This is a genomic window from Paenibacillus sp. CCS19 (assembly GCF_033239625.1).
Classification (GTDB): Bacteria; Bacillota; Bacilli; order Paenibacillales; family Paenibacillaceae; genus Paenibacillus_T.
Window position 1 is genome coordinate 86,077 of sequence record NZ_BTCK01000002.1, and the last position, 24,229, is coordinate 110,305.

Consider the following 24,229-nt stretch of genomic DNA (forward strand, 5'->3'; position numbering starts at 1 on the left):
TTCATGTTCAAAAAGTTCGATTTTCAGCACCATGAAGGTTGAATGCAGCAGGGTATGAGGATCGGAACGTATAACAAACAAGGGAGAGATGACGTTGAACAAACTGCTATATGGGGTTGCTTATTACGACGAGTATATGCCTTGCGAGAGGCTGAGCAAGGATATTGAAATGATGAAGGCGGCGGGCATTAACCTCGTCCGTATCGCTGAATCCACATGGAGCACGCATGAGCCGCAGAATGGCGTATTCGACTTCTCCAGCGTGGACCGCGTGCTGGACGCGATGCATGAAGCGGGGATTCATGTCATTGTCGGAACGCCGACCTACGCGATTCCTACATGGATGGTGAAGGAACATCCGGACATTCTGGCAGAGACGCCGGATGGGCCAGGACGATATGGTGCACGGCAGATCATGGACATCACCCATCCTTCGTACTTGTTCTATTCCGAACGTATCATCCGCAAGCTGATCAGCCGCGTATGCGATCATCCAGCCGTCATCGGTTATCAGGTCGATAACGAAACGAAGCATTACCGGACGAGCGGTCCGAACGTGCAGCTTCAGTTCGTCAAATATATGAGAGAGCAGTTCGGAACAGTGGAGCGGCTCAATGAAGCGTACGGCCTTGACTATTGGAGCAATCGGATTAACAGCTGGGAGGACTTCCCTTCCGTCGTTGGTACGATCAATGGCAGCCTGGGTGCCGCGTTCGCCAAGTTCCAGCGGAAGCTCGTTACCGATTTCCTTGCATGGCAGACCGCGATTGTGAATGAATACAAACGCCCAGGTCAGTTCGTCACGCATAACTTTGACTTCGAATGGCGCGGGTACTCCTTCGGCGTTCAGCCGGATGTCGATCATTATGAAGCGGCGCAAGCGCTCGATATCGCAGGCGTCGATATTTATCATCCATCGCAGGACGATCTGACGGGCAAGGAAATTTCCTTCGGCGGAGACTCGACGCGGTCGCTCAAAGGCTCGAACTATTTCGTGCTGGAGACGCAAGCGCAGGCGTTTCCGAATTGGACGCCTTATCCGGGTCAGTTGACGCTGCAGGCGTTCAGCCATCTGGCGTCCGGCGCGAACATGGTTGAGTATTGGCATTGGCACTCTATTCATAACTCGTTCGAGACGTATTGGAAGGGCCTGCTCAGTCATGACATGGGGCCAAACCCGACCTATAACGAAGCGAAGACAATTGGCCGGCAGTTCGCTCGTCTGTCGGACAAGCTGGTCAATCTGAAGAAGAAGAACCGCGTCGCTGTACTGGTGAGCAACGAAGCGCTGACTTCACTGGACTGGTTCAAGCTGCCTGGCGGGGAAGTCCGCTATAACGATATCGTTCGCCTCGCGTACGATCAATTGTACGAGATGAACGTCGGCTGCGATATGGTGTATGCAGGCGCTTCCGATCGACTCGACAACTACGATCTGGTCATTGTGCCGGCGTTGTATACAGCTTCGGATGAGCTGTTGAATGCTCTGAACGAATACGTCGAGAACGGCGGACATGTCGTGTACACGTTCAAGAGCGGTTTTGCCAACGAGCATATCAAAGTGCGGACAAGCGCTCAGCCGGGCTTGATCGAGAAGGCATGCGGAATTACCTACTCACAGTTCGTTGAGCCAGGGAAAGTATCGTTGAAGGGAAATCCATTCGACGTTATGGAAGCAGAGAACAACATCAATGTCTGGATGGAGCTGCTCACGCCGACAACGGCAGAGGTGCTCGCTTGGTACGAGCATCCGCATTGGGGGCAGTATGCTGCGATCACGACCAACCGTTACGGCAAGGGGATGGCGACTTATATCGGCTGCCTGCCAAGCGAAGCCGTTGTCCGCAAAGTGCTGGAGGGCGCCATCCGCGAAGCGGGAATATGGGGCGTGGATCAGGAGCTTCAATTCCCGATTATTGTGAAGTCCGGAATCAACGAGGAAGGTCATAACGTTCGTTACTACTTCAACTATTCAGACCAGCCGCAGTCCTTCGTTTATCCTTATGGGAACGGCGTTGAGCTGCTTACAGATCGGGAAATCCTTAAGGGAGAGGCGATCGAGTTGGAGCGTTGGGGCGTTGTAATCGTGGAGGAGCAGTAGAAGTGTTCGATCGACATCATCATAGGTCATAACGGAAGAAGGCTGCCATTGATGGCGGCCTTCTTCGTTCGTTGTTCTATTAGCCTGATTTACTCCATCCTCCCGCAGAAATCAACAAAGCTTGGAATCGACTGCAGGTCGTAACGATGCACCGCGCGAACGATTTTCTCGATAATGACCTGCTCATAGTCGCGCGAGGCTGAAGGCGGCATGTTTCTTGCTGTCTTGCGGATAAGAGGATAGAAGGATTCGATAATGCGCTGCATGGCTTCTCGATCGCCGTATTGGGCCTGCTGCACCGATTGAAACAGTTCGTCATTTGTCATGGCTTCTAGTCACCTTCTCGTCGGATACCGCATGCATAAGCTCTTGCAGCGTACCTGTCAAAGCATCGATTTTCTTCTCGAATCGGAGGAGCAGATATCCGGCAACCACAATAGGAAAGCCCATGTTTCCGATCGTTGTCGTTACCATCGCGATGGTCTGTGCCTGATCCATAGAGTCAGCCTCTCAATCTGAGCGGGAAGGAGTGGGACGGGAATGCTTTGCGCATATTCCGCAGCGCCCCTGCCCGCGTCTTGAATATGGCTTGCTGGCTAACGTTCAGAAGAGCAGCGATTTCACTGTCTCGATTCATGGCCGAGTAGGCCAATGTGATGACATACTTCTGACGGCTGGTCAGGCGGGAGAACCCATCGTACAGCCATTCGTTATTCAACTGCTCCTGGAACTTCTTCGGATCGACCGTTACTTGCGGCAGATCATCCCCGTAATAAACCTTGGTCAGCATTTCGCCGATGGCGCTTTCCTCCTCTTCCGAGACAGGCTTGTCATAAATGACCTGTTCTCTTTCCTCATGCCGTTTCATCTTCCGTACATAATCAATGCGGCCGTTATGAATGAGCGAGCCTAGGTACTTCGTGAAACGGACAGCGAACAAGTAGACCTGGAACGCATGATTAACCTGATCCAGATTGGCTTCGGTTGGTTCGCTCCTATAACTTCGAATAAGCCTTGCATGCTCCGGATACGAGATAAAATGCTGGATGAATGGATGGTCGATGACATTCGTTAGTTCAATTGGCCCGATCATCGCAGAACGGCTCGTTGTCGTGTTCATAGGCGAGGTATCCTTTCTACTTGAAATATCTCCATGCGTATACTTTATACAGTGTGTTGAAATCGAAATTAACAACCATTAAACGAACAAGTGTTCGTATTATTATTTCATTTTACCTAAAGTTGGGGAAAGTTCAAGTTCATACGAAACATTTGAAAACGTAGATCAGTCTATATATCATAGTGTATTTATTCGATAACAAACGGGGGGATTATTAATGAAACGAATTGCAGGCCTATTGGCCTTCGTTATAGCAGCGGCGGGGTGTTCGAGCCCTGCGAAGGAGACCGTCATTGCAGAGAGCCAAGACAAGCATGTTCAGCTGCTTGCCGACACGAAGGTCTCGGGTGACATGCTGTCCGGCGTAACGGTGAAGATCGGGGAGAACAGCAAGCATTTCTCGTGGAGCAATGTGACGAACGATAGTTATTATCCGCAAATCATTCGTGAGGACCTGGATCAAGATGCTGAACCTGAGATCGTTATTATTTTGACCCAAGGGTACGGTACTGGGGTACTTGATTCCGAAGTGCACGTTCTGGAGGAAGATTTCACGGAGTTCGAGGTTCAGGATCCTATCGCTGTCGTTAAGGAAGAATTGAAATCGACCGTGAGCAGCAAGGACGGTAAGAAGACTTATACGCTAACCTATAAAGACAACACGATTACGAAAGAATACAAGGATGAAGATGCCGGAATGTGGTTTGACGAGGCCGCCATCGGCAATATCGTCACTTATCGCGTGGACAATCAGCATCTGATCGCAGAGGTGTCCGCGCAGGCATCGCCTGGACTGTTTGTGGCGAACGTAGAGGCTGCGTTTGAGGCGAAGAATAATAAGCTTGAGGTAAGCAATCTTGCGATAAAAGAATTCGAATAACACAAACGGCCCCCTGGGATAGGGGGCCGTTCGCTATTTTGCTATAGATTAATAGCCTTCCACTCGGAAGAACGTGTGATCTTCAATCACAACTTTCTCCACGATCTTCTTGTTGCCTGGGCCGAAGTTCCAGTACTCGACGCCGCCGCTCTTAATGACAGCAGAGCTGAACTTGGAGTTGGTCACGAACCACAAGCATGTGCCGATCGGATTCGCGCTGCGAGTGGCAGATACGGCTTCACTCAGACAGTCGCTCCACGACGTCGACGATGTATCCGGTTGACGGGCTTTCAGCAGCTTAATCCCGTCGAAAGCGCCTGGATACAGGCAGACATCCTTGTAAGAGTTATACCCGAATTCTTTCATATTCTTATCCACTCGATTGCTTACAATCCATGCGACCGCCGCTTTACCGATTCTCGATTGGTTATCCGCCTCACCGTAGATCAGCCGCGCCAGAACATCGATTACATCGAGTGAATTAAACTCGCTCAAACCTGTCAAATCTGCTACCGGATCTCCCCATGCCATAATGCATCTGCCTCCTTGGTATGATGAAGCATGGCCAGTGCCTCATGTTAGTTGAGTAAACAGCTGTTGATCTATACAGTGTGGCGGGGAGCCTCATTCACAACCTGTCTAAGTGAATCTTTCAACATATCCTTCGAGTTAATAGATTCTACGAATGATAGATATCCTTACGCATTGCGGTTTCGATAAAGCAAGTAGATGAAGAAGGGAGCGCCGACCCCAGCTGTAAAGACGCCGACCGGAATGTCATATGGCGGGAAGGCGCTGCGCGCGATGGTGTCCGCAACGACGACGGTGATGCCGCCGATCAATGCGGATACCGGCAGCACGCTGCCGAATGACGGGCCGACGAGCTTGCGCGCCATATGCGGCGCGATCAATCCGATGAAGGAGATGGCCCCGCCGGCAGCGACTGAAGCGCCCGCCAATGCGACGCTGATCATAAGCAGCATGAAACGTTGACGTTGAACGGCGCTGCCTACGCTGGCTGCGACGTCATCGCCTAGCTGGAGCACGTTGACATTGCGTGCCAGCAGCCAAGCAAGGGGCAGGAAGCAGGCGATCCACGGCGCAATCATCGTTACAAGTCCCCAATCGCTACCATACACGGTGCCAACAAGCCACACATACGCTTGCGATGTAGAGTAATCGGGATTTTTGAGAAGCATCACTTTGGTCGCAGCAGCCAGCAGGAAATTCAGCCCGATCCCAACCAGTACAAGTCTGATCGAGGTGACGCCTTGTTTCCACGCGAACAGATAGATCGCGATGGAGGCTGCGCCAGCGCCTGCCATTGCCGCTACCGGAAGCCAGATGATGCTGACACTGCTGGATAGATAGCTGATGAAAGCGACCGCTGCAACCGATGCACCGCTCGTAATCCCGATAATGTCGGGCGAAGCAAGCGGGTTGCGGATCATGCCTTGAAGGATGGAGCCGGCTGCAGCCAACGACATGCCAACGAGAAAACCGGTGATGATCCGAGGGAGCCGCAGCGACCGCACGATAAGCTCGTGCTCTTGAGAGCCATGACCGAATATCGCCCGTATCACATCGAGCGAGCGGATGCGCATATCGCCAAGCCCTGTGCTTATCAGCATAGCAGCTACACTTAATACCGTTAGAAAGAGGACAAGAAGCAGTGTTTTCTTATGTATCAGCAGCGATACAGCCGGCTTGTCGAATCGAATCGTTACACCCGATTTCATTTCTTGATGATCCCCCTTCTTGCAATGAAAATGAACATCGGAATGCCGACGGCAGCTGTCATGATCCCCACCGGAAGCTCCTCTGGCCGAATGACGAATCGACCGGCTATATCAGCCGTCACGACAAGAAGCGCGCCGAGCATAGCGCTGTAGGGGACGAGCCAGCGAAAGTCGCTGCCGGCGAACATCCTGGCGCAAGTCGGGACAATGAGTCCTATGAAGCCGACGGGACCTGCAATCGCGACTGAACCGCCAGCGAGAGCGACAATGATAAGTCCCGCAGCTAATTTGACCAACAACGTCCGCTGACCAAGCCCCTGCGCGGTGTCGTCGCCCATCGTAAGGACGTTCATATGCCTTGCAATGACCATCGCAGCGCACCATCCTGCAATCATCAGCGGCAGCACCGCCTTCAACATGTCGAGCGATCGTCCTGCCACGGACCCCGTCAGCCAGAACATCACCTCATTAAGACCATCCTCATTAAGCACGAGCATCCCTTGCGTGAACGAAGAGAACAAAGCGCCTAACGCGGCGCCTGCCAGAATGATCTTAAGCGGCGTTAAACCATCGCGTCCCAGCGATCCGAGTATGTATACCGCAATTGCGCCGATAGCCGCACCGCAGAAGGAGACGAGCGTCTGCATCGGCAGCGAGGAGACTGAGAATTGCGTAGCAGCTAGCACGACGAGAAACGAGGAGCCATAGTTAATGCCCAGCACATTCGGATCAGAGAGGGGATTAACCGTCAGTCCTTGAATGAGCGTGCCAGCAACGGCAAGACTTGCTCCAATCGCCGCCGCAGTCAGCGCTCTAGGCATACGCGACGTCTGCACGATAATCTGAGCATTCGACGAGCTGTCATAATGGGTGAAAGAGTGGTAGACATCCGACCAAGAGATCGTCGTTAGTCCATAGGCCATACTCGTAAGCAGCAGGGCAGCCAGCATCAGCAAACCAAATAAAAGTCCGGATATTCGGGTCCAATTGTTCGTAAACAGCGTTGCCATCACAGTCACTCCAGTCCCGCGACATAAGAAAGAATGAGCCGGAGGCTCATTCTTCTTGGTGCGTATGATTCCAATAGATTTCAGCTTATCGTCCGAGTCAGAAAGTCGGGTTCTCAGCGCCTCTTACAGGTCGAGGTAGAAGTAGAGATCGTCGAGCATCATTTTCGCTGCGGTAGCGCCGCCTGACAGGTTCCAGGTCACGTCATTAACTTGGTAATATTTATCTTTCTTAACGGCAGTGAGATTGTTCCACAGCGGGTTCTTCTTCCATTCCGCCTGCGTCTTGAATTCATCTCCGCCGTGATTGCTGGACGTAATGTCGAAGATGATATCCCCGTTCATCAGCGGGATTTGCTCTTGGGAATCGAGGTCGATGAATGTTTTGTTCGTGTCACGCTGCGATTTCGGCCGGTTCAGACCAACTTCGTCAAGGATGGAGCCTGCGAAACCGGTGATGTAGATGCGGGCCGTGCCGTCATCGTAGAAGCGTACGATGGAGACTTCGCTGTTCGCTTTGCTGCCAAGCTTGGATTTGATGTCGGCAACTTGCTTGTTCCATTTGTTCATGAAATCGTTGGCAACGGATTCTTTATTAAGCGCCTTGGCTGCAAGCTGCAGGTTGTCTTTCCATTCAAACAGCTGGCTTACATAAATCGTAGGCGCGATTTTGGAGAGTTGATCATAGATTTTCTCGTGGCGCGTCTTCGCTCCGATAATGAGGTCCGGCTTGAGCGCGACGATAGCTTCCAGGTTCGGTTGAAGCTCGCTGCCAAGATTCGTTACACCGACCATGTCAGCACTCAGATAATCGTACCATGGTTGTTGAACCCATGATTCAACTGCTCCTACCGGTTTGACGCCTAGCGTAAGCGAGATGTCCACGACACCGTTAACGAGCACGACGACACGTTTAGGAACGGAGGTCAGCGTTGTCTGCCCCATTGCGTGCGTGATTGTGCGTTTCGTCTCGATGCTTGCCGTCTTGGAAGCAGCATCCCAATTGACCCACAACCCGAATGCTGTACCCAAGAAACGGAACGGCACAAGCGTACGGCCATTCTTCGTGATGACTTTTGCGCCGATGTCGACAGTCTTGCCGTTGACGACAGCCTGACTGCTTCCGATCGTCAATTGAACGGTCGTGCCATTGCGTTTCACCGTCAGCTTCTTCGTCTTGTTGTCGAGGCTGAGCGTACCGCCAATCTTAGTTACCAGACTGCTGTAAGGAACGAGCGTAACGCCATTAACGACGACAGGATCAACATCGGTACCGAGCGACTGTCCGTTGACCGTCACCTTGATCGAAGCAGCGGCCGCAGTGGCCAGCGGTACGGAGATGATTGCTAGAATTAGAGAAAGACATAATGCGAATACACGAAACGAGAGCTTCTTCATGAGTGTAAAAGATCCACCTTTCAACCTGTTATGAAATTGATAATCGTTATCATTAAAAACGAAAATGGCAAGCATTGTCAACCCATATTTTCCGAGGTTGCATTCAAGCAAACGTGATGTTTACCGTCATGATGCCAATCAGATGCTAGACGCCGGCTTGATCAGCCAGCTGACGCATCGCTTGGTAGAGCTCGTAATCGAGCTGCAGCAGCGCCTTGTAATCCAGCGTTTCTGCGCTTGTCAATTCGGATAAACGATCGATTTTCTCTTGCACAAAATCGGCGGTATCCGGGTAGGCGTTATTGGCACTATCCTTGATCTTCGCCCACGTTGCTGTGATCTGCGATGCCAGCTCAGCGATCTTCGCCGTGTCTTCGCTTTCGACTGCTGTTTTCAGCGTCTTGACTGAATCTCGTATTTGCTCGATAGGTCCTGCCAGATCTACAGCAGCGGACTTGGTTTCTGCCGGCTTGTCACTTGCTTTGTTCAGTATCGAGCCGACGGCCGCCTTATTGGTCGATTCGTTGTTCTTCTGGGCCGCCTTAGCTTGGGTGGATTTGGCGGCAGATGGTTTCGCATCGCTTGCGTCAGACTTCTTCGTCCCAGCAGCTTCTTCCTCGTTCTTCTTAGCCAGCTCTTCAGTTGCAGTCTTATCGGCAGCTGTCGTTGTTGTGTCCGATTCAGGCGTTTCGACGTTGCTGGTCGACGTTTCGGCTGGATCGGCTGCCGGCGCGTCGGTTTCTTCCGTGATCGTCTCCTCTTCCGTTGTATCCGCCGTAGTAGAAAGCTCCGTTTCGGCAGTGGTTTGCTCACCCGAACCGACGTAACGATTCGATGACGGGCCAGAGCCACAGCCAGTAACCAGGCATATAGAAGCAGCCAACATCAGCATTAAAATTCGTTTCAAAATCATCCCTCCAGATCTATGCGTGCATCAGCGACGCTCACGGCCAATATTGTAATGAATATGGGAATGATTATCAACCATTTTCTGATAATAAGAATTATTCTCATTGACAGCATGGGAAAAAATTGCTTAAGCTTAAGGTATAGATCAGAGCGTGAAGCTAGCGAAATAAGGAGTTGAGCCGCTTGAATGCACTGGATACTCATGATTTGTCCATTGGTTACGGCAATCAATCGATATTCGAGGATTTGAGCCTGTCGATCGAGAAAGGGAAAGTGACGGCGTTAATCGGCCCCAATGGCTGCGGAAAGTCGACGCTTCTGCGAGCGATGGCTCGGCTGTTAAAACCGCGCAGCGGCGAGGTGCTGCTCGACGGGCGCAGCATTGCGCAGCTGTCGACGAAGGACGTGGCCAAACAGTTAGCTTTGCTGCCGCAGGGACCTTCGGCACCGGATGGCCTGACTGTTCTTCAGCTTGTGAAGCAGGGCAGGTATCCTTACCAGAGCTGGCTTGCACAGTGGTCCAAGGAAGATGAGCGGGCTGTGCATGATGCACTGAAGACGACCGGTCTAGCGGATCTGGCAGAGCGCCCGGTGGACGCTTTGTCGGGCGGACAGCGGCAGCGCGCATGGATCGCGATGGTGCTTGCGCAGAAGACGGACACGATACTGTTGGATGAACCTACGACGTATTTGGACTTGACGCATCAGATCGAGACGCTGGATTTGCTCTATTCGCTGAACGAGCAAGAAGGGCGCACGATCGTCATGGTCCTGCATGATATCAATCTTGCCTGCCGCTACGCTCATCGGATCGTTGCCGTTCGCGACCGGAAGGTGTGGGCGGAAGGTCCGCCGGAGAATATCGTCACCCAAGAGATGATCGAATCGGTCTTCGGCATGAAAGCCAATATCGTACGCGATCCGCTGTACGGAACCCCGATGTGCGTGCCGTGGGGCAAAGGGCGTAGTCTGCTGCCGGGCAAAGTGGAGGCAGCCATATGAAGCAGTTCTACACACCGGCGGAACAGGAAGTTTTGACCCGTGAATACCGTCTGGCACCTGAGCGGTTGACTGACCAACAGCCCTATTCGCTCACTTCGGCTGACTTGTTGGATCAAGATTTCATGTTAGACTATCTGGAGCGTGTCAATGCGATCTACGAAGCTACGACTCGGATGGCGACCGCTTCTCTATTTGCGAAGCGCTACAACTGCTTGACGATGGCCTCGAGCTTATATGCGATGGGTGCGTTCAACAAAGGCATGAACTGCGAGATCAGCAATTGTCATGTGGAGTCCTATCATCAGGGCCATGCATGGCTGCCTAAGCTGAGACTTTATGACTGGACCGCGACGCAGCCAGCCGAAGGCGACCGCGAGCGTTGGCGGGACTCCGTCATTCGCGGTATATTTGCAGGCAATCTAACGCTTGTCTATAACCTGATGTCGAAGGTCGCGCCCGTATCCAAGGCTGTCCTGTGGGAGAATACGGCCATCTACATATTCTGGCTCTACGAGAGCAAGTTCGAAGAGGGGCTTGATGAACCGACGATCGCCCGCATTCGGGACGATTTCGATTATCTTGTTAATCGTGCGCCTGGCGAACTATTCGGGGAGCGGCGCAACCCGCTGACCCCATTCAACCGTCCTAAGGTCATGACGAGCGCATCGGAGAAGCCGCTGCGATTGCGCAAAACTTGCTGCTATTATTACATGGCGGCAGATGATCCGACTGATTATTGTCCTACCTGTCCGAAAATCAATCATGAGGTGCTTAGCTCCAGCTAGCGGCACTTTTCCGCCTAAAATCTAATTTTCGTCGGCTATTTTCGACGTTTATTAGCGTTGTTTATTGTGCCTGGTTTCTTAGGAAACCAGGCGTTTTTTTATTACAAAAGTAGGGTTGACAGCAATAATGGATCGCTTTAATATAATTTTTGTCAATGAAATTGAAAATCATTATCAATAGTATTGCGTGGATGTTGCGGTTTTATATGGATCGGAGGGATACAGTGAAGCGGAGTCAAACGCAGGACGCACAAGAACAGAACGAACTTATTCTGCAGAAGGCGGGGGAATTAGGGATAACCGGCAGCAGACTGATTCCCGGAAGCGAGGAATTGCTGGAGCTGTCATACAAGGGACGCACGATCATCATCAACCGGACGCGTTCACACAAGATGCCGCTGATGGCGGGGCTTCTGGCGCAGAACAAGCAGGCATCGAACCAGTTGTTCGAGCGGGAAGGGCTGCCTGTGCCCGCTTATGCGGTAATCGAGCAAATGGGCAGAGAAGCGATCAGCTTCCTGTTCGAACAGGGGACAATCGTCGTTAAGCCGTTGGACCGTAGCCGCAGCATTGGCGTTACGCTGCGCGTGAGCAGCGAAGAGGAGCTGGAGCGTGCTGTAGCGGAGGCGCTCCGACATAGCAAGAAGGCGATGCTGCAGAAGTACGTTGAAGGTTTCGACTACCGGGTGCTCGTCGTAGCAGGGCAAGCGATCGGGGCATTGGAATACCGCCCAGCAGTCATTGAGGGAGATGGGGATTCGACGATTCAGCAACTGGTTGAGCGGCTGAATGCTCGGCAAGCAGCGCGAGGAGAAGCTTCGGCAAGGGGTTCATTCAGCCCGATCGACCTTACAGCCGAACCGCTGCCCGAGCTGCTGGAGAAGGCGGGCAAGCGTGCCGACAGCGTACTTGCCAGGGGAGAACGGTGGGAGATGTTTGCTGGAGGCAGTATTGCAGCGAATGAGGTGAGCGAGATTCCTATCGACCGTACCTTAGAGCTTCATCCAGACAACGCAGCTATCGCTGTACGTGCCGCCGCAGCGATCCATCTGGACGTTGCCGGCGTTGACCTGCGCTGCCGCGACTTGAGTCAGCCGCTAGGGGGAGACAACGGAGGCATCATCGAGGTCAATGCGCTTCCGGATATGGTGGATCCTTATTTGCTGTTCCGGCATCGTTCCGTTGACGTGTTCGAGCTTTATCTGCGCTATCTATTCGAGGAATGAAGAGGGGTTAATCCTATGCTGACTACAAGGGCCGATGAAGCCTACCTGCAACTGCAAAGCGAACGTGAATCCAACGCTCGTTCCTACCCGCGCCGATTCCCGATTATCATCGACAAGGCGGTAGGGGTGACGATTACCGATACGGAAGGCAAGACGTATTACGACTGTTTAGCAGGCGCAGGAACGCTTGCGCTTGGCCATAATCACGAAGTCGTCGTGAACGCGATCGAGGATGTCCTTAAACGGCAAATTCCGCTTCATACGCTTGACCTCGCAACGCCGCTGAAGCTGGATTTTATGCAGGAGATTGTATCGCTGCTGCCTGCTGGCTTGCGTGAGAACGCCAAGATTCAATTCTGCGGACCGACGGGCGCCGACGGTGTGGAGGCCGCTATTAAGCTGGTGAAGACGGCGACTGGCGGCAAGTCGATCTTAGCCTTTCAAGGTGGTTACCATGGGTCGACGCAAGCGACGATGGCCATGAGCGGCAACCTGAGCAAGAAGGAGCATCTGCAAAGTCTGCTGCCTGATATTCACTTCCTTCCTTTCCCATATGAGTATCGCTGCCCATTCGGCGTCGGCGGAGAACGTACGGCTGAGATCAGCGCTTTCTATATCGAGCATCTATTGGATGATTGCGAGAGCGGCATTGCCCGCCCTTGCGGCGTCATTGTGGAAACCGTACAAGGGGAGGGCGGCGCGGTGCCTGCAAGCCTCGAATGGCTCCGGCAATTGCGGCGCATCACCGCGGAGCGGGGCATTCCCCTGATTATAGACGAAGTGCAGACCGGAATCGGCCGGACGGGCACGATGTTCTCCTTCGAGCATGCGGGCATTGTGCCCGACGTCATTGTGCTGTCCAAGGCAATCGGCGGCAGCCTGCCGATGTCGCTCATCGTGTACAAAGGCGAGCTTGACCAATGGAAGCCAGGTGCGCATACGGGCACATTCCGCGGCAATCAATTGGGGATGGCGACAGGACTTGCCACGCTGCGCTATATACGCGAGAACGGCGTACTGGACAACGTTAAGGAACGGGGCATGCAATTGATGGATGCGCTGCACCTGATCAGGGATGAATTCTCTGAGATCGGTGACGTCCGCGGGCGTGGGCTCATGATCGGCGTCGAGGTGGTCGACCCGCGCGGCAATCAAGATAATCTCGGCCATTACCCGCCTAATGGTCAGCTGGCAGCAGCCATTCAAGAGCGTTGCCTGCAGGGCGGACTGATTGTGGAGACAGGAGGAAGACATTCCGCTGTGCTGCGGTTCCTCCCTCCGCTGACGATTACGCAGCGCGAGACCGCAGAGGTGCTCACGATCTTTCGGCGCGCCGTTACCGAAGCGGTCATTGCTTCTCGCAAGGCATGATGATCGTCGAAGCTGTGAAGAAGCATTCCGTATTATTCGCGATCCTGATCGGCGCGTTTTCCCTTGTGCTGACGAACAGCGCCTTCAATGTGCTGCTGCCGAGCCTAGTTAAGCTATATGGGATATCCGCTTCGCTAAGCGGATGGATTATCTCGCTGTATGCACTGGCCATGACGCTGACGATGCCGCTCACGGCGCTGGTCGTCGATCGTTTCGGCCGCAAAAGAACGTATATGCTCGGTTTGTTCATGTACGGCATATTCTCCGCATTAGGCGGGTTGTTCTCCACCTACATAACGGTTGTTCTATTCGTCCGTGTCATGCACGGCGTTGCAGCAGGGCTGTTGATTCCATTATCGCTGGTGTTATTGTTCGATCATTACGAAGAACAACTGCGAGGACGGATCGTTGGCGTATGGGGCATGCTGCTGACGATTGCGCCTGCGATTGGACCAACGCTTGGCGGCGTATTCATGCAGTTCGGCAAGCTGCCTATGCTGCTGTGGGTGAATGTCCCATTCGCGCTGCTGTCTCTGTTGTTGTGTCAGACGCAAATTCAATCTTACGCGCCAGCACGACGCAAGCCTATTCATTTGTCCGGCATCCTGCTGCTCGTGGCAGGCATTGCAGCACTATGTTTAGGTATCCAGTTCTTCTCAAGCGATAGCATCCCGCGCGGCGTGTCTATTGGACTTCTGCTGCTCGGCATCTTGCTGCTTGCGACCTCCGTCTGGAAGGAGAAAGGGAAGCAGGAGCCGCTCATTCGTTACGGGATGCTTCGGCGTCATGCTATGTTCACCGCTTCCTTGACGGTCTCGGCCATTATGGATGTCGTCATGTTCGGCGTTCTATTCGTCCTGCCGCTTATGTTTCAGGAGGTGCTGGCGCTGTCGCCTTCAGTCGCTGGAGCGATGTTCGTGCCGGTCGCCATATGCACAAGCTTGTTCGGCTGGATCGGCGGCCGTTGGGTGGATACGGGCCGGTCTCTCGGTTATATCGCCTGGGGCATAGTGTTGATGGCTTGTTCGGTTTGGGCTTTTGCGTTCGTTAGCCCAAGTGTCTCTATTCTTATCGTTGTTGCACTCATGGCGATGCGGGGCATCGGCAATGGCCTGTCCGATATGACGATGACAACGATTGGATTAAATGCACTGCCAGAAGAGGACATGCACGAAGGATCGGCGATGTCCAATACGCTGCAGCGGCTCCTCTCCTCATTAGGCGTGCTGCTGCTTGCCGTCTATTACGATATGCGCTCGCAATCGCTCATCCTCACGGGGGAACTGGCGCAGACCGCCAAGCGGATTGCGCTGCAAGAGGAATGTATGGCGCTGGGCTGTCTGATGGCAGCCTCGCTGCCGCTTGTCTATTATATCAGCAAGAAAAGAGGGGAAAGCGTTGCTCGAAATGGTGAAGCAACGGCAGCATGAAGCACGTGACCGAGCCAACTGGCAGACGTGTCAGACGCTGCTGAATTGCTACATCCGGGAAGTTGCGAACGAGAACTCGGATCGCTGCGAGATCGACTCTCGAACGGGAGTCTTTAAGATTTCTTTTGCTGCGAGCGAGATCTCGTTGTCGGGTCAGATGCGCTTCTCTCCGATGGGAGAGCATGATTACCTCAGCATTCGCGTCAGCAGCGGGGAACCGCTGACGAGCGCTGAGCTGGCTCGGTGGATAGTGAAGGAGGTGCGAAGCGGGTTTGACGGCATCACGGATGAGATGGAATCGGATTTTGTCAGACGGGTCGCCAATAGCTGCAGCAACATCGCCTTATTCGTCGCGGAACGAGGCGTTGTTCCAGTTGACAATTACCTGGCGTCCGAGCAGTCGCTCCTGTTCGGGCATCCGTTCCATCCCTATCCGAAGAACACGATCGGCTTCGAAGCCGATGACGTCAAGCGCTTCGCGCCGGAGCTGCGTGCCAGCTTTCAGCTGTGTTACCTGGCCGTACATAAGGAAGCGTTCCATGAGGAATGGCTGCCAAGCGCAGACCGAATCGGTCCGCACCCCAGCGTCCTTGCCCATGCAAGGGAGATGCTGGGGGAAGCGGCCGGCGATTACAGGCTCTTGCCTGTCCACCCTTGGCAATACGAGCATATCCACTCTGTTCAAGCTATCAAGGAGCGCATGGAAGAAGGGGTTATCGTACCGCTCGGCAGCTGCGGGCCAATGGCTTATCCGACATCGTCCGTTCGAACCGTCTATGTGCCCGATATGAAATGCAATGTCAAGCTGCCGCTCGATATTCAGATCACGAATCTCAAGCGGAACAATACGCGAGAGCAGATGCGCCGAACGATGGATGCCGCCTTCTATTTGCAGCAAGCAGGCTGCTTCGAGCAAGAACCGCATATCTTCGCTGCCAGCGAGGAAGGCGTCCTCGGCTGCCGGCTTGGCGACGAAGCGGTGGAATCTCTTCTGACCGTAGCCTTCCGGCCGGTTCATTACGATCCAGCATCGACCTATGTTCTTGCGAGTCTAGTTGAAACGCCGGCAGGGGAGGGACCTTCTCGCCTGAGCTGTATCATGGCGTCTTCTCAGGTAGAAACGTGGGTGCGGCGTTACCTTGATCTATCACTGCTGCCGATCGTGAGGACAGCGGAGGAGAAGGGGATTCATTTTGAAGCGCATTTGCAGAACTCGCTGCTCACCGTACGCAATGGCATGCCGGATACGTTTCTGATACGCGATCTGGAAGGCGTCAGCGTAGAGCGCGATCATGCGCTCTCAGGATGGGATACGAGCGGTCCGTTGTTCTATTCGAGGGAACAGGCGCGGGCGCGCACAACGTACTATTTTATGGTCAATCATCTTGGCTCGCTGCTTCATGCCATTGCCCGTGATATGGGAGCGGAAGAGACTTCGCTGTGGGCGATCGTAAGAGAGAAATTAGAACAGGAGCTCGCGAGCAGCGGCAACGACTATGCTAGATTTCTGCTGACGACGGATGTCTTCCGCGCCAAGCGGAATCTGGCGAGTTGTCTAGCTGGCAGGGGAGAGACGCCGTCGTTCGCGGACGTCCGCAATCCGATGACAATCAGGGAGAGTGAACGCATTGAAGACGATCGCCAATACGTTTGATATCGAGCAGGAAGCATTCACGAACGCTTCGGAAAGGGTTATGCGTCAGACGCTTGAGGCGCTGTTGTTCGAAGGCATTCTTGAGGCGAGATACGAAGGGACGGTATGCCGTTTCGCAGGACGGACTCGTCACGGAGACGAGGTCAGCTATTCGTGTGAAGCCGTGAAGAAAGCCTCGTTCGGACGCGTGCGCATAAAGCTTGGTTCGATCCGCCGGGAAGGCGCGTTGTGCGGAGATGTCTTCCTTCTGCTAGAAGAAGTTGTGCAAAATCAACTGAATGGCCCGCTTGTTCATACGTTTATCCGCGAGCTGCTCGAGACGCTGGCGAAAGATCAACAGTCCAAGGCTTGCGAGCCTGAGCGAATTCCTACCCATGATCTACATTACGAGGCGCTCGAAAGCCATATGAGAGATGGTCATCGCTACCATCCAGCTTATAAATCGCGCATTGGTTTCTCGCTGGCGGACAACTTGAACTACGGGCCGGAGTTCGATCAACAGGTCCTCCTTCATTGGGTGGCGGTGGACGAGCAGCTCATCGATACGGAGCTGTCCCGTGGGCGTACGGCAGACGAAATGTATGAGATGCACCTTACGACTGATGATCTTCTCGCATTCAGAAGGATGACGGACAATTCCGGTGTGCCAGGTACTCGATATGTCTATCTGCCCGTACATCCTTGGCAGATGGAGCACGTTATTCCGACTGTGTTCGCGGCGCAGCTTGCAAGCCGCGAGATCTTGCATCTAGGCACCTCCTCGCATTGCTCGTATCGAGCTCAGCAGTCGATCCGAACGTTGTCGCTCCGTTCAACTGCTGCCCCTTATCTCAAGTTGGCGCTTAGTCTGGTGAACACCTCCACAAGCCGCATTTTGGCTCAACATACCGTGCGCAACGCACCTCGCATCGCAGATTGGCTGGACGGCATCTTGCGCAGCGATTCGTGGTTCCAGCAGGAGAGGTTCGAGCTGCTGCGCGAGTGGATGGGCATCTCGTTCCGCTATGATAAGCTCTCGCCCGTTCCATTCAAGCTGGCCTACGGGACGCTTGGAACGGTCGTTCGGGAGAATGTCGCCGTCCATTTGAAGCCGGAAGAAGAGGCTTGGCCGTTAAACGCGGTATTCTACACGCAGCGCAGCGGAGAGCCGTTCATAGCGAAGGCGATCGAGCAGCATGGCTTGGAGGCATGGAGCAGAGCACTGATTCGGACGCTCGTCCGGCCTATTATTCATCTGCTGTACGCCCATGGCATCGCACTGGAATCCCATGCGCAGAACATTATTCTCGTAACGGAGAACGGTTGGCCAACGCGTATCATCGTCAAAGATTTGCATGACGGGGTTCGCTATGTACCTGAACTGCTTCGGAATCCAGAATGGGAACCTGAGCTCGTGCCCGAGCCGGAGACGCACCGTGCCTTTAACCGCTATTCCTTCTTGCGGGCGGAGTCGGCCTCCGAAGTGCGCGACTATACGCTAGACGCTTTCTTCTTCATCTGCATGACCGACATCTGCTTCGCACTGGAGTCGTTAGGCTTGGAAGAAAAGCAATTCTGGCGCCTGTGCGAGGAAGCAATAACCGACTATCAGCAGGAGCATCCGCAGCTTGCCGATCGTTATTCCCTCTTCGACTTGTTCGGCGAAGATGCGCTGATCGAGGAGATGACGAAGCGGCGGATTTATGGCGACGGCGAATTGTTCTTCCGCGCAGCGGACAATCCGCTGCGGGCTGCAAGAGGCGAGAAGCAATGAGGACCAATCGGCTGAAGGAGAAAATAAGCGCGGGACTGCCGGTTTACGGCTTGTTCGTGTCCATTCCTCACCCGATCATCGTAGAGATGATCGGGTATGCCGAATATGACTTCGTCATTATCGATAGGGAGCATGCTTCGACATCGATGGAAACGGTTGAGAATCTGATCCGAGCGGCAGAGCTGATGGAGGTTACTCCGCTCGTGCGCGTATCTGGCGTTAACCGTGCAGAAATTTTGCAAGTGCTGGACTGCGGCGCACAAGGCATCGTCATCCCGCATGCGGAAAGCCGAGCGCAGCTGGAAGAGGCTGTACGTTATACGTATTACGCGCCGATCGGGCAGCGCAGCTTGAACAGCGGCCGGCCTGGCGCGTTCGCCAAATACTCGCTGCAGGACTATATCGCAAAGGCGAATGAAGAAGTAATAATCGTGCCGATGATCGAGAGTGCTGCAGGGATCGACAACTGCGAAGCGATTGTATCTTCCCCGCATGTCAGCTTTGTATTGGAAGGTGCGGCGGATCTGTCGCAGTCCATCGGTGTTCCTTGGGATACCGACCATCCGGAAGTACAACGACAGCTCGTCAAGCTTCGGGAGACAGCGCAGCGTGTGAACGTACCGTTTGCGGTCGTATCGCGGCATCCGCAGGAGCATCGTGAGTCGGCAGCGCAGGGGGCGCGCATATTCGTGCTTGGAGACGACCGCAACACGGCGTTCCGCGCATACCGGCAGAAGCGGGATGATTATGCCGCAATGACCAAGGAGGAGCTATGAACAATAGGGAAACGATAACCGGCTATAACGAAGGAGGAACGATGAAGGAAGAACTGTCGACCTGGCTTCGCGGACGGCGTGGAGCTAACGGCCGTCCAGTGTGCGCTTACGTTTACGACTTAGGGGGTTTGCGCAGGCATGCCGCTAGTATGGCTGATGCGCTGCCAGCATGCGCCTGTCTCTTCTATGCAGTGAAAGCGAATCCTGATCCGCGTATCATTCAGGCTCTGCTGCCGCATGTGGCGGGCTTTGAGGTGGCTTCGGCCGGTGAGCTCAGGACGGTGCGAGGCGTATCGGCAGACGTGCCGGTGCTGTTCGGCGGTCCTGGCAAGAAAGACGAGGAGCTGCTCGAGGCGATACGTCTAGGCGTCTCCTATCTTCATGTCGAGAGCTTGCTGGAGCTGCGTAAGCTACTGCAATATGCCAACGAGCAGAAGCGGACGATGCGTATTCTGCTTCGCGTCAATCTGCGTTCGGAAGCGCTGCCCAGCACGAATATTGCGATGGGGGGCAAGCCCACGCCGTTCGGCATGGATGAGACGCATCTCGAGGAAGCGATCCGTCTGGTGCAAGCGCCGGACAATGCATTCGTTCAGCTGGATGGGTTTCATTTGCACTCGCTATCCAATAATCCGAACGCACAGCATCATGCCGCAATGATTGAGCTGTACATAGCCAAGGTCAAATTGTGGCAGGCGGTATACGGACTGAACATCAGGGTTATCAACGCAGGTGGCGGCTTCGGCGTTGCTTACGATGGATCGCCTAATTTCGATTGGCTGCAATTTACGGAATTATTGAAGCAGAGCAAGACCGTAAGGGAGCTGGATGAGACGAAGCTGTTCTTCGAGCCGGGGCGGCTCATCGTCGCGGACTATGGCTATTATGCGGCCGAGGTCGTGGATGTGAAAACATCACATGGACGGCACTTTGCCGTGCTGCGCGGCGGTACGCATCATCAGCGGCTGCCTGCCTCATGGGGACATGACCATCCGTTCTATGTCATCCCGGTCGAGGATTGGCCGTATTCGTTCACTCGCCCTGGCGTACGCAAAGAATCGGTGACGCTTGTCGGCGAGCTATGTACGCCGAAGGACCGGCTGCATTCGGATGCGAAGGTCGAGCGATTGCGAGCAGGCGATATTGTCGTATTCGAGAAGTCGGGCGCGTACAGCTGGACGATCTCGCATCATGATTTTCTAAGCCATCCTCATCCGGAATTTCATTATATCGGCGGGGGAGACGAAGTTAGTGCGGCGGTCTTAGTCTTAGCAACTGAGGGACAAGAGGGGGACTCCTAATGAATAAAGTCTTAACGCATCCAGCCACGGCTAATGCCGCTGGAGAGCTGGTGCTTCATGATCTTATCAATGCTTATATCGCTGAACAGTTCTTCGAGTTTAATCGCGACACCGTCATTCCGTTAGGTTCCATTCCTGAACTTGCGGAGTTGTTCCCCGGCTGGACAGAATCGTATCTCTATACGGGGGACGTCATGTTCCTTGTGCGGCCGAGCCGCAGACAAGGCTTCGAATGGGAGAAGGGATCGCCGGTTTATGTCCGCTCCGAGGACGGATGGTTGGAGATCCATACGGCAGCCGAACTAACCCACGCAATGCTTGTCGGAGGCAGCTATCCGGGGCTGGAGGATTTCATTCGCGCGCTTGAGACTGCAGCTTGGCAGACGGAGGCAAGTCTGACCCGATCCCTAACAGGAGCAGGATCAGATGAGGCGCCGAAATCGGCACATGAATGGTATGTTCGCGCTGAACGGATCGCTTCGCTTCGTGACAGGCCGTTTCATCCGACGTCCAAGGCGAAGATCGGCTTCTCGCCGAGTGATTACGAGCGGTATATGGCCGAATTCTGTCAGTCCGTGCTGCTTCGCTGGGTCGCTATCGATACGGATTCGGTCGTTAGCGGCAGTCCAGCGGATCGTCGAGCGGCGCTGGACGCACTTACTGAACAGGACCGGAAGCTTATTGATGAAGAGATGGAACGAAGAGGGCTCGCGAAGGACCGTTATACGGTCATTCCTGTTCATCCATGGCAGCTGGAACATCGAATCCTTCCATCCTTCGGACAAGAGCTTGCATACCGTACCATTGTCGTACTGGATACGCATGCTGGCGAATATGCGGCCACCTCTTCGATGCGTTCCATGGCTTCGCTGCAAGATCCGGCCCTATCGTTGAAGCTGCCGGTCAGCGTCTTATCGCTTGGCGCTGCTCGTTATTTGCCTGTGGTCAAGCTGATGAACGGGCTGGTCGGCGAGCGGATGTTCCGCCAAGCGGTTGCTTGCGATGCGACGCTTGCCGGCAAAGTGTTTCTGTGCGAGGAAAATCTGTGGTGGGGATACATGCCGCCCACTATGGGATTGTTTGACGAGCATCCCCGCCATCTGGCCGCACAACTGCGTTTGTATCCGCAGGAGCTGCTGAACGATGAATATCGCATCATCCCGATGGCTGCTCTAGGCGTTGTCTGGGATGGGACGCATCTGTTGTCGGAGTTGTTCGAACGGACCATCACCGCGGAAGAAGCGCTCTTGTTCTACGAGAAGACGGCCAGCTTGTTCTATGATGTGGCGCTTCGCTTATTTAAGGTTGGTATTGTCCCGGAGCTTCACGGGCAGAACAGCTGTCTCGTGCTGAAGCATGATGAGCCTGTCGGCCTGCTGTTCAGGGATCACGATTCCGTTCGGCTGCATCAGCCGTATCTCGACCTTCACGGCATTGCGGACCCTGGCTATCGGATTCGTCCCGGTTATTCGAACAGCTTGTACAACGAAACGCCAGAAAAGCTGATGTTCTATATTCAGACGCTTGGGACGCAAGTGAATCTTGCTTCTATCATGGAGGCAGTGGCATCCGTTTATGGAGTCTCCGACGATCAGTTATGGGGGATAACGGAGGCGAGTTTGGGTGCTGCACTAGAGCGCGTGGAGCTTCCAGCCGAAGATAAGGAGAGAATGAAGCAATTGCTGTTCGACAGCGAGACTTGGCCGGTCAAGCTCATCGTTCGTCCGCTGCTGGAGACGGAGGGAGTGCCGGGAGCGATGCCGTCGGGCAAAGGGATCGGACCTAACCCGTTTCACCGACGGTGAGACTGATCAGGATTCAACCGGCAGCACGCATGAATATTACCCCACCTATGGTGGCGAATGAAGCAGCTGATCGCATGGATCAGCTGCTTTTTCTAATCCTATGCCTAGTAACGAATTGTTCATTCGTGCAACAACGAATTCCTTCACAGTTGTCGCAATCGTTCACTTGTCAGGCGTATCCGCATGGGTAAAGATGTAGCTGGAAGCGGTATCCATACGAACGAGGAGCTGCATAGATTGCCGCAAGCATTCGGATTCATGGCCAACCGTTGACTCCGCCTTTGTATGCGCCTCGAATAGAAGCGAGAGGAGGGTTGTACGAGCAAACGTATCGATTGGAAAGGCGATCTCATTATACGTGAGGAGGAAATACGATGATGGCTGGAAGAAGATTGTTGTCGCTGGCACTCACCATGTGTCTTACGATTACGCTCGGGCTGCTGCCGCTGGGCGGGAAAGCAGATGCGGCTCCGCTGAGTCTCCTGAACGGCATTCCATTCAAGAATATGTCAGGCGGCATTATTCAGGCGCATGGCGGCGGCATGATTAAGGTTGGCAGCTACTACTATTGGGTCGGAGAGAACCGTGACGGGACGAATTATGTATCGTTGTATCGCTCGACAGATCTTGTGAACTGGGAGTTCCGCGCTAACATTTTGTCCAAAACGTCAGCAGCCGAGCTTGCTACTGCCAATATCGAGCGGCCGAAAATCCTCTATAATGCGGCAACGCAGAAGTATGTGTTATGGGCGCACAAAGAGAACGGCGTCGATTACGGTGAGGCCCGCGTCGCGGTCGCTACGGCCTCGAATATCGAAGGTCCTTATACGTATCAAGGCAGCTTCCGTCCGCTCGGATATGATTCTCGCGATATGACGGTCTTTAACGATAACGGTACGGCATATCTGATCTCGGCAACGCGCGTCAATGCGGACTTGAACATTTATAAGCTGACGCCAGACTTCCTCGGCGTCGAATCGCTAGTTCAGACATTGTGGGTTGGCTCGTACCGCGAGGCGCCTGCGATGTTCAAGCGCGGCTCGACCTACTTCCTCATCACATCGGGCGCAACCGGATGGGCGCCGAACCAAGCGAAATACGCGACAGCGTCCAGCATTACGGGCGCTTGGAGCGCGCTGACGAACTTCTCGGACGGCACAACGTACGGCTCGCAATCGACTTATGTCATTCCGGTAGAGAGCTCCTCCACGACTTCGTATTTGTATATGGGAGATCGCTGGGCAGGTGCTTGGAGCGGTCCGGTCAACGATTCCAGATACGTGTGGCTGCCGCTGAGCTTCCCAACGTCGACGACAATGTCGATGACCTGGTATCCGAAGCTGACGATCGATGCGGCGACAGGCACGATAACGGGCGTGCCGTTCTCCATTAATACGAATGCGTACTATGAGATCGTAAGCCGGAAGAGCGGCAAGCTGTTGAATATTCGGAGCGGCTCGACGGCTGCAGGGGCAGATGCCGAGCAGAAGAGCGACACGAATGCGACAAGTCAGCAGTGGAAGTTCATTGACGCCGGCAGCGGTTATTACAAAATCCAAAATCGCAACAGCGGCCTCATTCTAGGTCTGACGAACGGCGATACAGCGGACGGCACCATTATCGAGCAATGGACCGACGGCGGCTGGACCAATCAGCATTGGCAGCTGGTCGATGCGGGCGGCGGGTTCTACAAGCTGAAGAACCGGGCTTCAGGGAAGCTGATTGATATCTCATCGGGCTCGCTGGATGATGGCGCCAATGCGATTGAGTGGACCGATAATGGCGGGGCCAATCAGCAGTGGCAAGTTGTCGAGGCTAACTAGCGACGGAGACGAAGTATCGATCGGAGCGTAAGTTTCATTCAAATCCGAAGGCGATCCTCCCTGTAATCGGGCGAGGATCGCCTTTTTTTCAGCTTCGAACCGGCAGGAATACCGCCTTTGTTCATATAGGTCGGAAAAGTTCACATGCC

At 54.0% G+C, this 24,229-nt stretch carries 21 protein-coding genes; 13 read left to right on the forward strand and 8 right to left on the reverse strand.

The window, feature by feature from the left end:
- Positions 1-94 precede the first annotated feature (94 nt).
- On the forward strand, positions 95-2,101 hold the full coding sequence (locus SBI19_RS02550) for a beta-galactosidase (RefSeq protein WP_317964647.1): 2,007 nt from the start codon (positions 95-97) through the stop codon (positions 2,099-2,101).
- Between the two features lie 89 nt (positions 2,102-2,190).
- Here the strand turns inward: SBI19_RS02550 and SBI19_RS02555 are convergent, their stop codons facing one another.
- From SBI19_RS02555 to SBI19_RS02565, 3 genes are read right to left on the reverse strand one after another with little or no spacing between them, the layout of a single operon-like run.
- Positions 2,191-2,427, reverse strand: a complete 237-nt coding sequence (locus SBI19_RS02555) for a helix-turn-helix domain-containing protein (RefSeq protein ID WP_317964648.1) — start codon at positions 2,425-2,427, stop codon at positions 2,191-2,193.
- Positions 2,417-2,599, reverse strand: coding sequence for a YvrJ family protein (locus tag SBI19_RS02560; protein WP_317964649.1), 183 nt, complete (start codon positions 2,597-2,599; stop codon positions 2,417-2,419). Before SBI19_RS02560 ends, SBI19_RS02555 begins: the two co-directional genes overlap by 11 nt.
- 4 nt (positions 2,600-2,603) lie before the next feature.
- On the reverse strand, positions 2,604-3,221 hold the full coding sequence (locus tag SBI19_RS02565; protein ID WP_317964650.1) for a sigma-70 RNA polymerase sigma factor region 4 domain-containing protein: 618 nt from the start codon (positions 3,219-3,221) through the stop codon (positions 2,604-2,606).
- A 217-nt stretch (positions 3,222-3,438) separates the two neighbouring features.
- Here SBI19_RS02565 and SBI19_RS02570 point away from each other — a divergent pair, with 217 nt between their 5' ends.
- Positions 3,439-4,101: a putative periplasmic lipoprotein gene (locus tag SBI19_RS02570; RefSeq protein WP_317964651.1), complete on the forward strand. Its 663-nt coding sequence runs from the start codon at positions 3,439-3,441 to the stop codon at positions 4,099-4,101.
- 48 nt (positions 4,102-4,149) lie between these two features.
- Here SBI19_RS02570 and SBI19_RS02575 read toward each other — a convergent pair whose 3' ends face one another.
- From SBI19_RS02575 to SBI19_RS02595, 5 genes are all read right to left on the reverse strand, one after another.
- The gene (locus SBI19_RS02575; protein WP_317964652.1) at positions 4,150-4,632 is read right to left on the reverse strand and encodes a cell wall hydrolase; all 483 of its coding nucleotides are present in this window, start codon (positions 4,630-4,632) and stop codon (positions 4,150-4,152) included.
- A 167-nt stretch (positions 4,633-4,799) separates the two neighbouring features.
- Positions 4,800-5,840, reverse strand: a complete 1,041-nt coding sequence (locus SBI19_RS02580) for a FecCD family ABC transporter permease (protein WP_317964653.1) — start codon at positions 5,838-5,840, stop codon at positions 4,800-4,802.
- On the reverse strand, positions 5,837-6,850 hold the full coding sequence (locus SBI19_RS02585; protein ID WP_317964654.1) for a FecCD family ABC transporter permease: 1,014 nt from the start codon (positions 6,848-6,850) through the stop codon (positions 5,837-5,839). The genes SBI19_RS02580 and SBI19_RS02585 overlap by 4 nt, the downstream gene beginning before the upstream one ends.
- A 123-nt stretch (positions 6,851-6,973) precedes the next feature.
- A complete protein-coding gene (locus SBI19_RS02590; protein WP_317964655.1) occupies positions 6,974-8,245 on the reverse strand; it encodes a stalk domain-containing protein in 1,272 nt (423 codons plus the stop codon).
- 145 nt (positions 8,246-8,390) lie between these two features.
- Positions 8,391-9,152, reverse strand: coding sequence for a hypothetical protein (locus SBI19_RS02595; RefSeq protein WP_317964656.1), 762 nt, complete (start codon positions 9,150-9,152; stop codon positions 8,391-8,393).
- A gap of 185 nt (positions 9,153-9,337) precedes the next feature.
- Here SBI19_RS02595 and SBI19_RS02600 point away from each other — a divergent pair, with 185 nt between their 5' ends.
- The 11 genes from SBI19_RS02600 (at position 9,338) to SBI19_RS02650 (ending at position 24,080) form a co-directional block, all read left to right on the forward strand.
- The gene (locus SBI19_RS02600; RefSeq protein ID WP_317964657.1) at positions 9,338-10,156 is read left to right on the forward strand and encodes an ABC transporter ATP-binding protein; all 819 of its coding nucleotides are present in this window, start codon (positions 9,338-9,340) and stop codon (positions 10,154-10,156) included.
- Entirely contained in the window at positions 10,153-10,941 is a 789-nt protein-coding gene (locus SBI19_RS02605) for an IucA/IucC family C-terminal-domain containing protein (RefSeq protein ID WP_317964658.1), read from the forward strand. Before SBI19_RS02600 ends, SBI19_RS02605 begins: the two co-directional genes overlap by 4 nt.
- 224 nt (positions 10,942-11,165) lie before the next feature.
- On the forward strand, positions 11,166-12,167 hold the full coding sequence (locus tag SBI19_RS02610) for an ATP-grasp domain-containing protein (RefSeq protein WP_317964659.1): 1,002 nt from the start codon (positions 11,166-11,168) through the stop codon (positions 12,165-12,167).
- Between the two features lie 15 nt (positions 12,168-12,182).
- Complete coding sequence (locus SBI19_RS02615; protein ID WP_317964660.1) at positions 12,183-13,538, forward strand: diaminobutyrate--2-oxoglutarate transaminase; 1,356 nt, start codon at positions 12,183-12,185, stop codon at positions 13,536-13,538.
- The gene (locus SBI19_RS02620; RefSeq protein ID WP_317964661.1) at positions 13,535-14,968 is read left to right on the forward strand and encodes an MFS transporter; all 1,434 of its coding nucleotides are present in this window, start codon (positions 13,535-13,537) and stop codon (positions 14,966-14,968) included. The genes SBI19_RS02615 and SBI19_RS02620 overlap by 4 nt, the downstream gene beginning before the upstream one ends.
- Positions 14,946-16,622, forward strand: coding sequence for an IucA/IucC family protein (locus SBI19_RS02625; protein WP_317964662.1), 1,677 nt, complete (start codon positions 14,946-14,948; stop codon positions 16,620-16,622). The genes SBI19_RS02620 and SBI19_RS02625 overlap by 23 nt, the downstream gene beginning before the upstream one ends.
- Positions 16,597-18,375 carry an IucA/IucC family protein gene (locus tag SBI19_RS02630; protein WP_317964663.1) on the forward strand — a complete coding sequence of 593 codons (1,779 nt, stop codon included), beginning with the start codon at positions 16,597-16,599 and terminating at the stop codon, positions 18,373-18,375. Before SBI19_RS02625 ends, SBI19_RS02630 begins: the two co-directional genes overlap by 26 nt.
- Entirely contained in the window at positions 18,372-19,151 is a 780-nt protein-coding gene (locus SBI19_RS02635; protein WP_317964664.1) for an HpcH/HpaI aldolase family protein, read from the forward strand. The genes SBI19_RS02630 and SBI19_RS02635 overlap by 4 nt, the downstream gene beginning before the upstream one ends.
- On the forward strand, positions 19,148-20,452 hold the full coding sequence (locus SBI19_RS02640) for a type III PLP-dependent enzyme (RefSeq protein WP_317964665.1): 1,305 nt from the start codon (positions 19,148-19,150) through the stop codon (positions 20,450-20,452). The genes SBI19_RS02635 and SBI19_RS02640 overlap by 4 nt, the downstream gene beginning before the upstream one ends.
- Positions 20,452-22,257, forward strand: coding sequence for an IucA/IucC family protein (locus SBI19_RS02645; protein ID WP_317964666.1), 1,806 nt, complete (start codon positions 20,452-20,454; stop codon positions 22,255-22,257). Before SBI19_RS02640 ends, SBI19_RS02645 begins: the two co-directional genes overlap by 1 nt.
- A 374-nt stretch (positions 22,258-22,631) precedes the next feature.
- On the forward strand, positions 22,632-24,080 hold the full coding sequence (locus SBI19_RS02650) for an RICIN domain-containing protein (RefSeq protein WP_317964667.1): 1,449 nt from the start codon (positions 22,632-22,634) through the stop codon (positions 24,078-24,080).
- The last annotated feature ends 149 nt before the right edge of the window (positions 24,081-24,229 follow it).

What these genes read in the sequence shown, in the direction of transcription:
- SBI19_RS02555 (WP_317964648.1), bottom strand. Translation starts at nt 2,427, where the DNA reads ATGACAAATGACGAACTGTTTCAATCGGTGCAGCAGGCCCAATACGGC.
- SBI19_RS02560 (WP_317964649.1), bottom strand. Translation starts at nt 2,599, where the DNA reads ATGGATCAGGCACAGACCATCGCGATGGTAACGACAACGATCGGAAAC.
- SBI19_RS02565 (WP_317964650.1), bottom strand. Translation starts at nt 3,221, where the DNA reads ATGAACACGACAACGAGCCGTTCTGCGATGATCGGGCCAATTGAACTA.
- SBI19_RS02570 (WP_317964651.1), top strand. Translation starts at nt 3,439, where the DNA reads ATGAAACGAATTGCAGGCCTATTGGCCTTCGTTATAGCAGCGGCGGGG.
- SBI19_RS02575 (WP_317964652.1), bottom strand. Translation starts at nt 4,632, where the DNA reads ATGGCATGGGGAGATCCGGTAGCAGATTTGACAGGTTTGAGCGAGTTT.
- SBI19_RS02580 (WP_317964653.1), bottom strand. Translation starts at nt 5,840, where the DNA reads ATGAAATCGGGTGTAACGATTCGATTCGACAAGCCGGCTGTATCGCTG.
- SBI19_RS02585 (WP_317964654.1), bottom strand. Translation starts at nt 6,850, where the DNA reads ATGGCAACGCTGTTTACGAACAATTGGACCCGAATATCCGGACTTTTA.
- SBI19_RS02590 (WP_317964655.1), bottom strand. Translation starts at nt 8,245, where the DNA reads ATGAAGAAGCTCTCGTTTCGTGTATTCGCATTATGTCTTTCTCTAATT.
- SBI19_RS02605 (WP_317964658.1), top strand. Translation starts at nt 10,153, where the DNA reads ATGAAGCAGTTCTACACACCGGCGGAACAGGAAGTTTTGACCCGTGAA.
- SBI19_RS02615 (WP_317964660.1), top strand. Translation starts at nt 12,183, where the DNA reads ATGCTGACTACAAGGGCCGATGAAGCCTACCTGCAACTGCAAAGCGAA.
- SBI19_RS02620 (WP_317964661.1), top strand. Translation starts at nt 13,535, where the DNA reads ATGATGATCGTCGAAGCTGTGAAGAAGCATTCCGTATTATTCGCGATC.
- SBI19_RS02625 (WP_317964662.1), top strand. Translation starts at nt 14,946, where the DNA reads ATGGTGAAGCAACGGCAGCATGAAGCACGTGACCGAGCCAACTGGCAG.
- SBI19_RS02635 (WP_317964664.1), top strand. Translation starts at nt 18,372, where the DNA reads ATGAGGACCAATCGGCTGAAGGAGAAAATAAGCGCGGGACTGCCGGTT.
- SBI19_RS02640 (WP_317964665.1), top strand. Translation starts at nt 19,148, where the DNA reads ATGAACAATAGGGAAACGATAACCGGCTATAACGAAGGAGGAACGATG.
- SBI19_RS02645 (WP_317964666.1), top strand. Translation starts at nt 20,452, where the DNA reads ATGAATAAAGTCTTAACGCATCCAGCCACGGCTAATGCCGCTGGAGAG.
- SBI19_RS02650 (WP_317964667.1), top strand. Translation starts at nt 22,632, where the DNA reads ATGATGGCTGGAAGAAGATTGTTGTCGCTGGCACTCACCATGTGTCTT.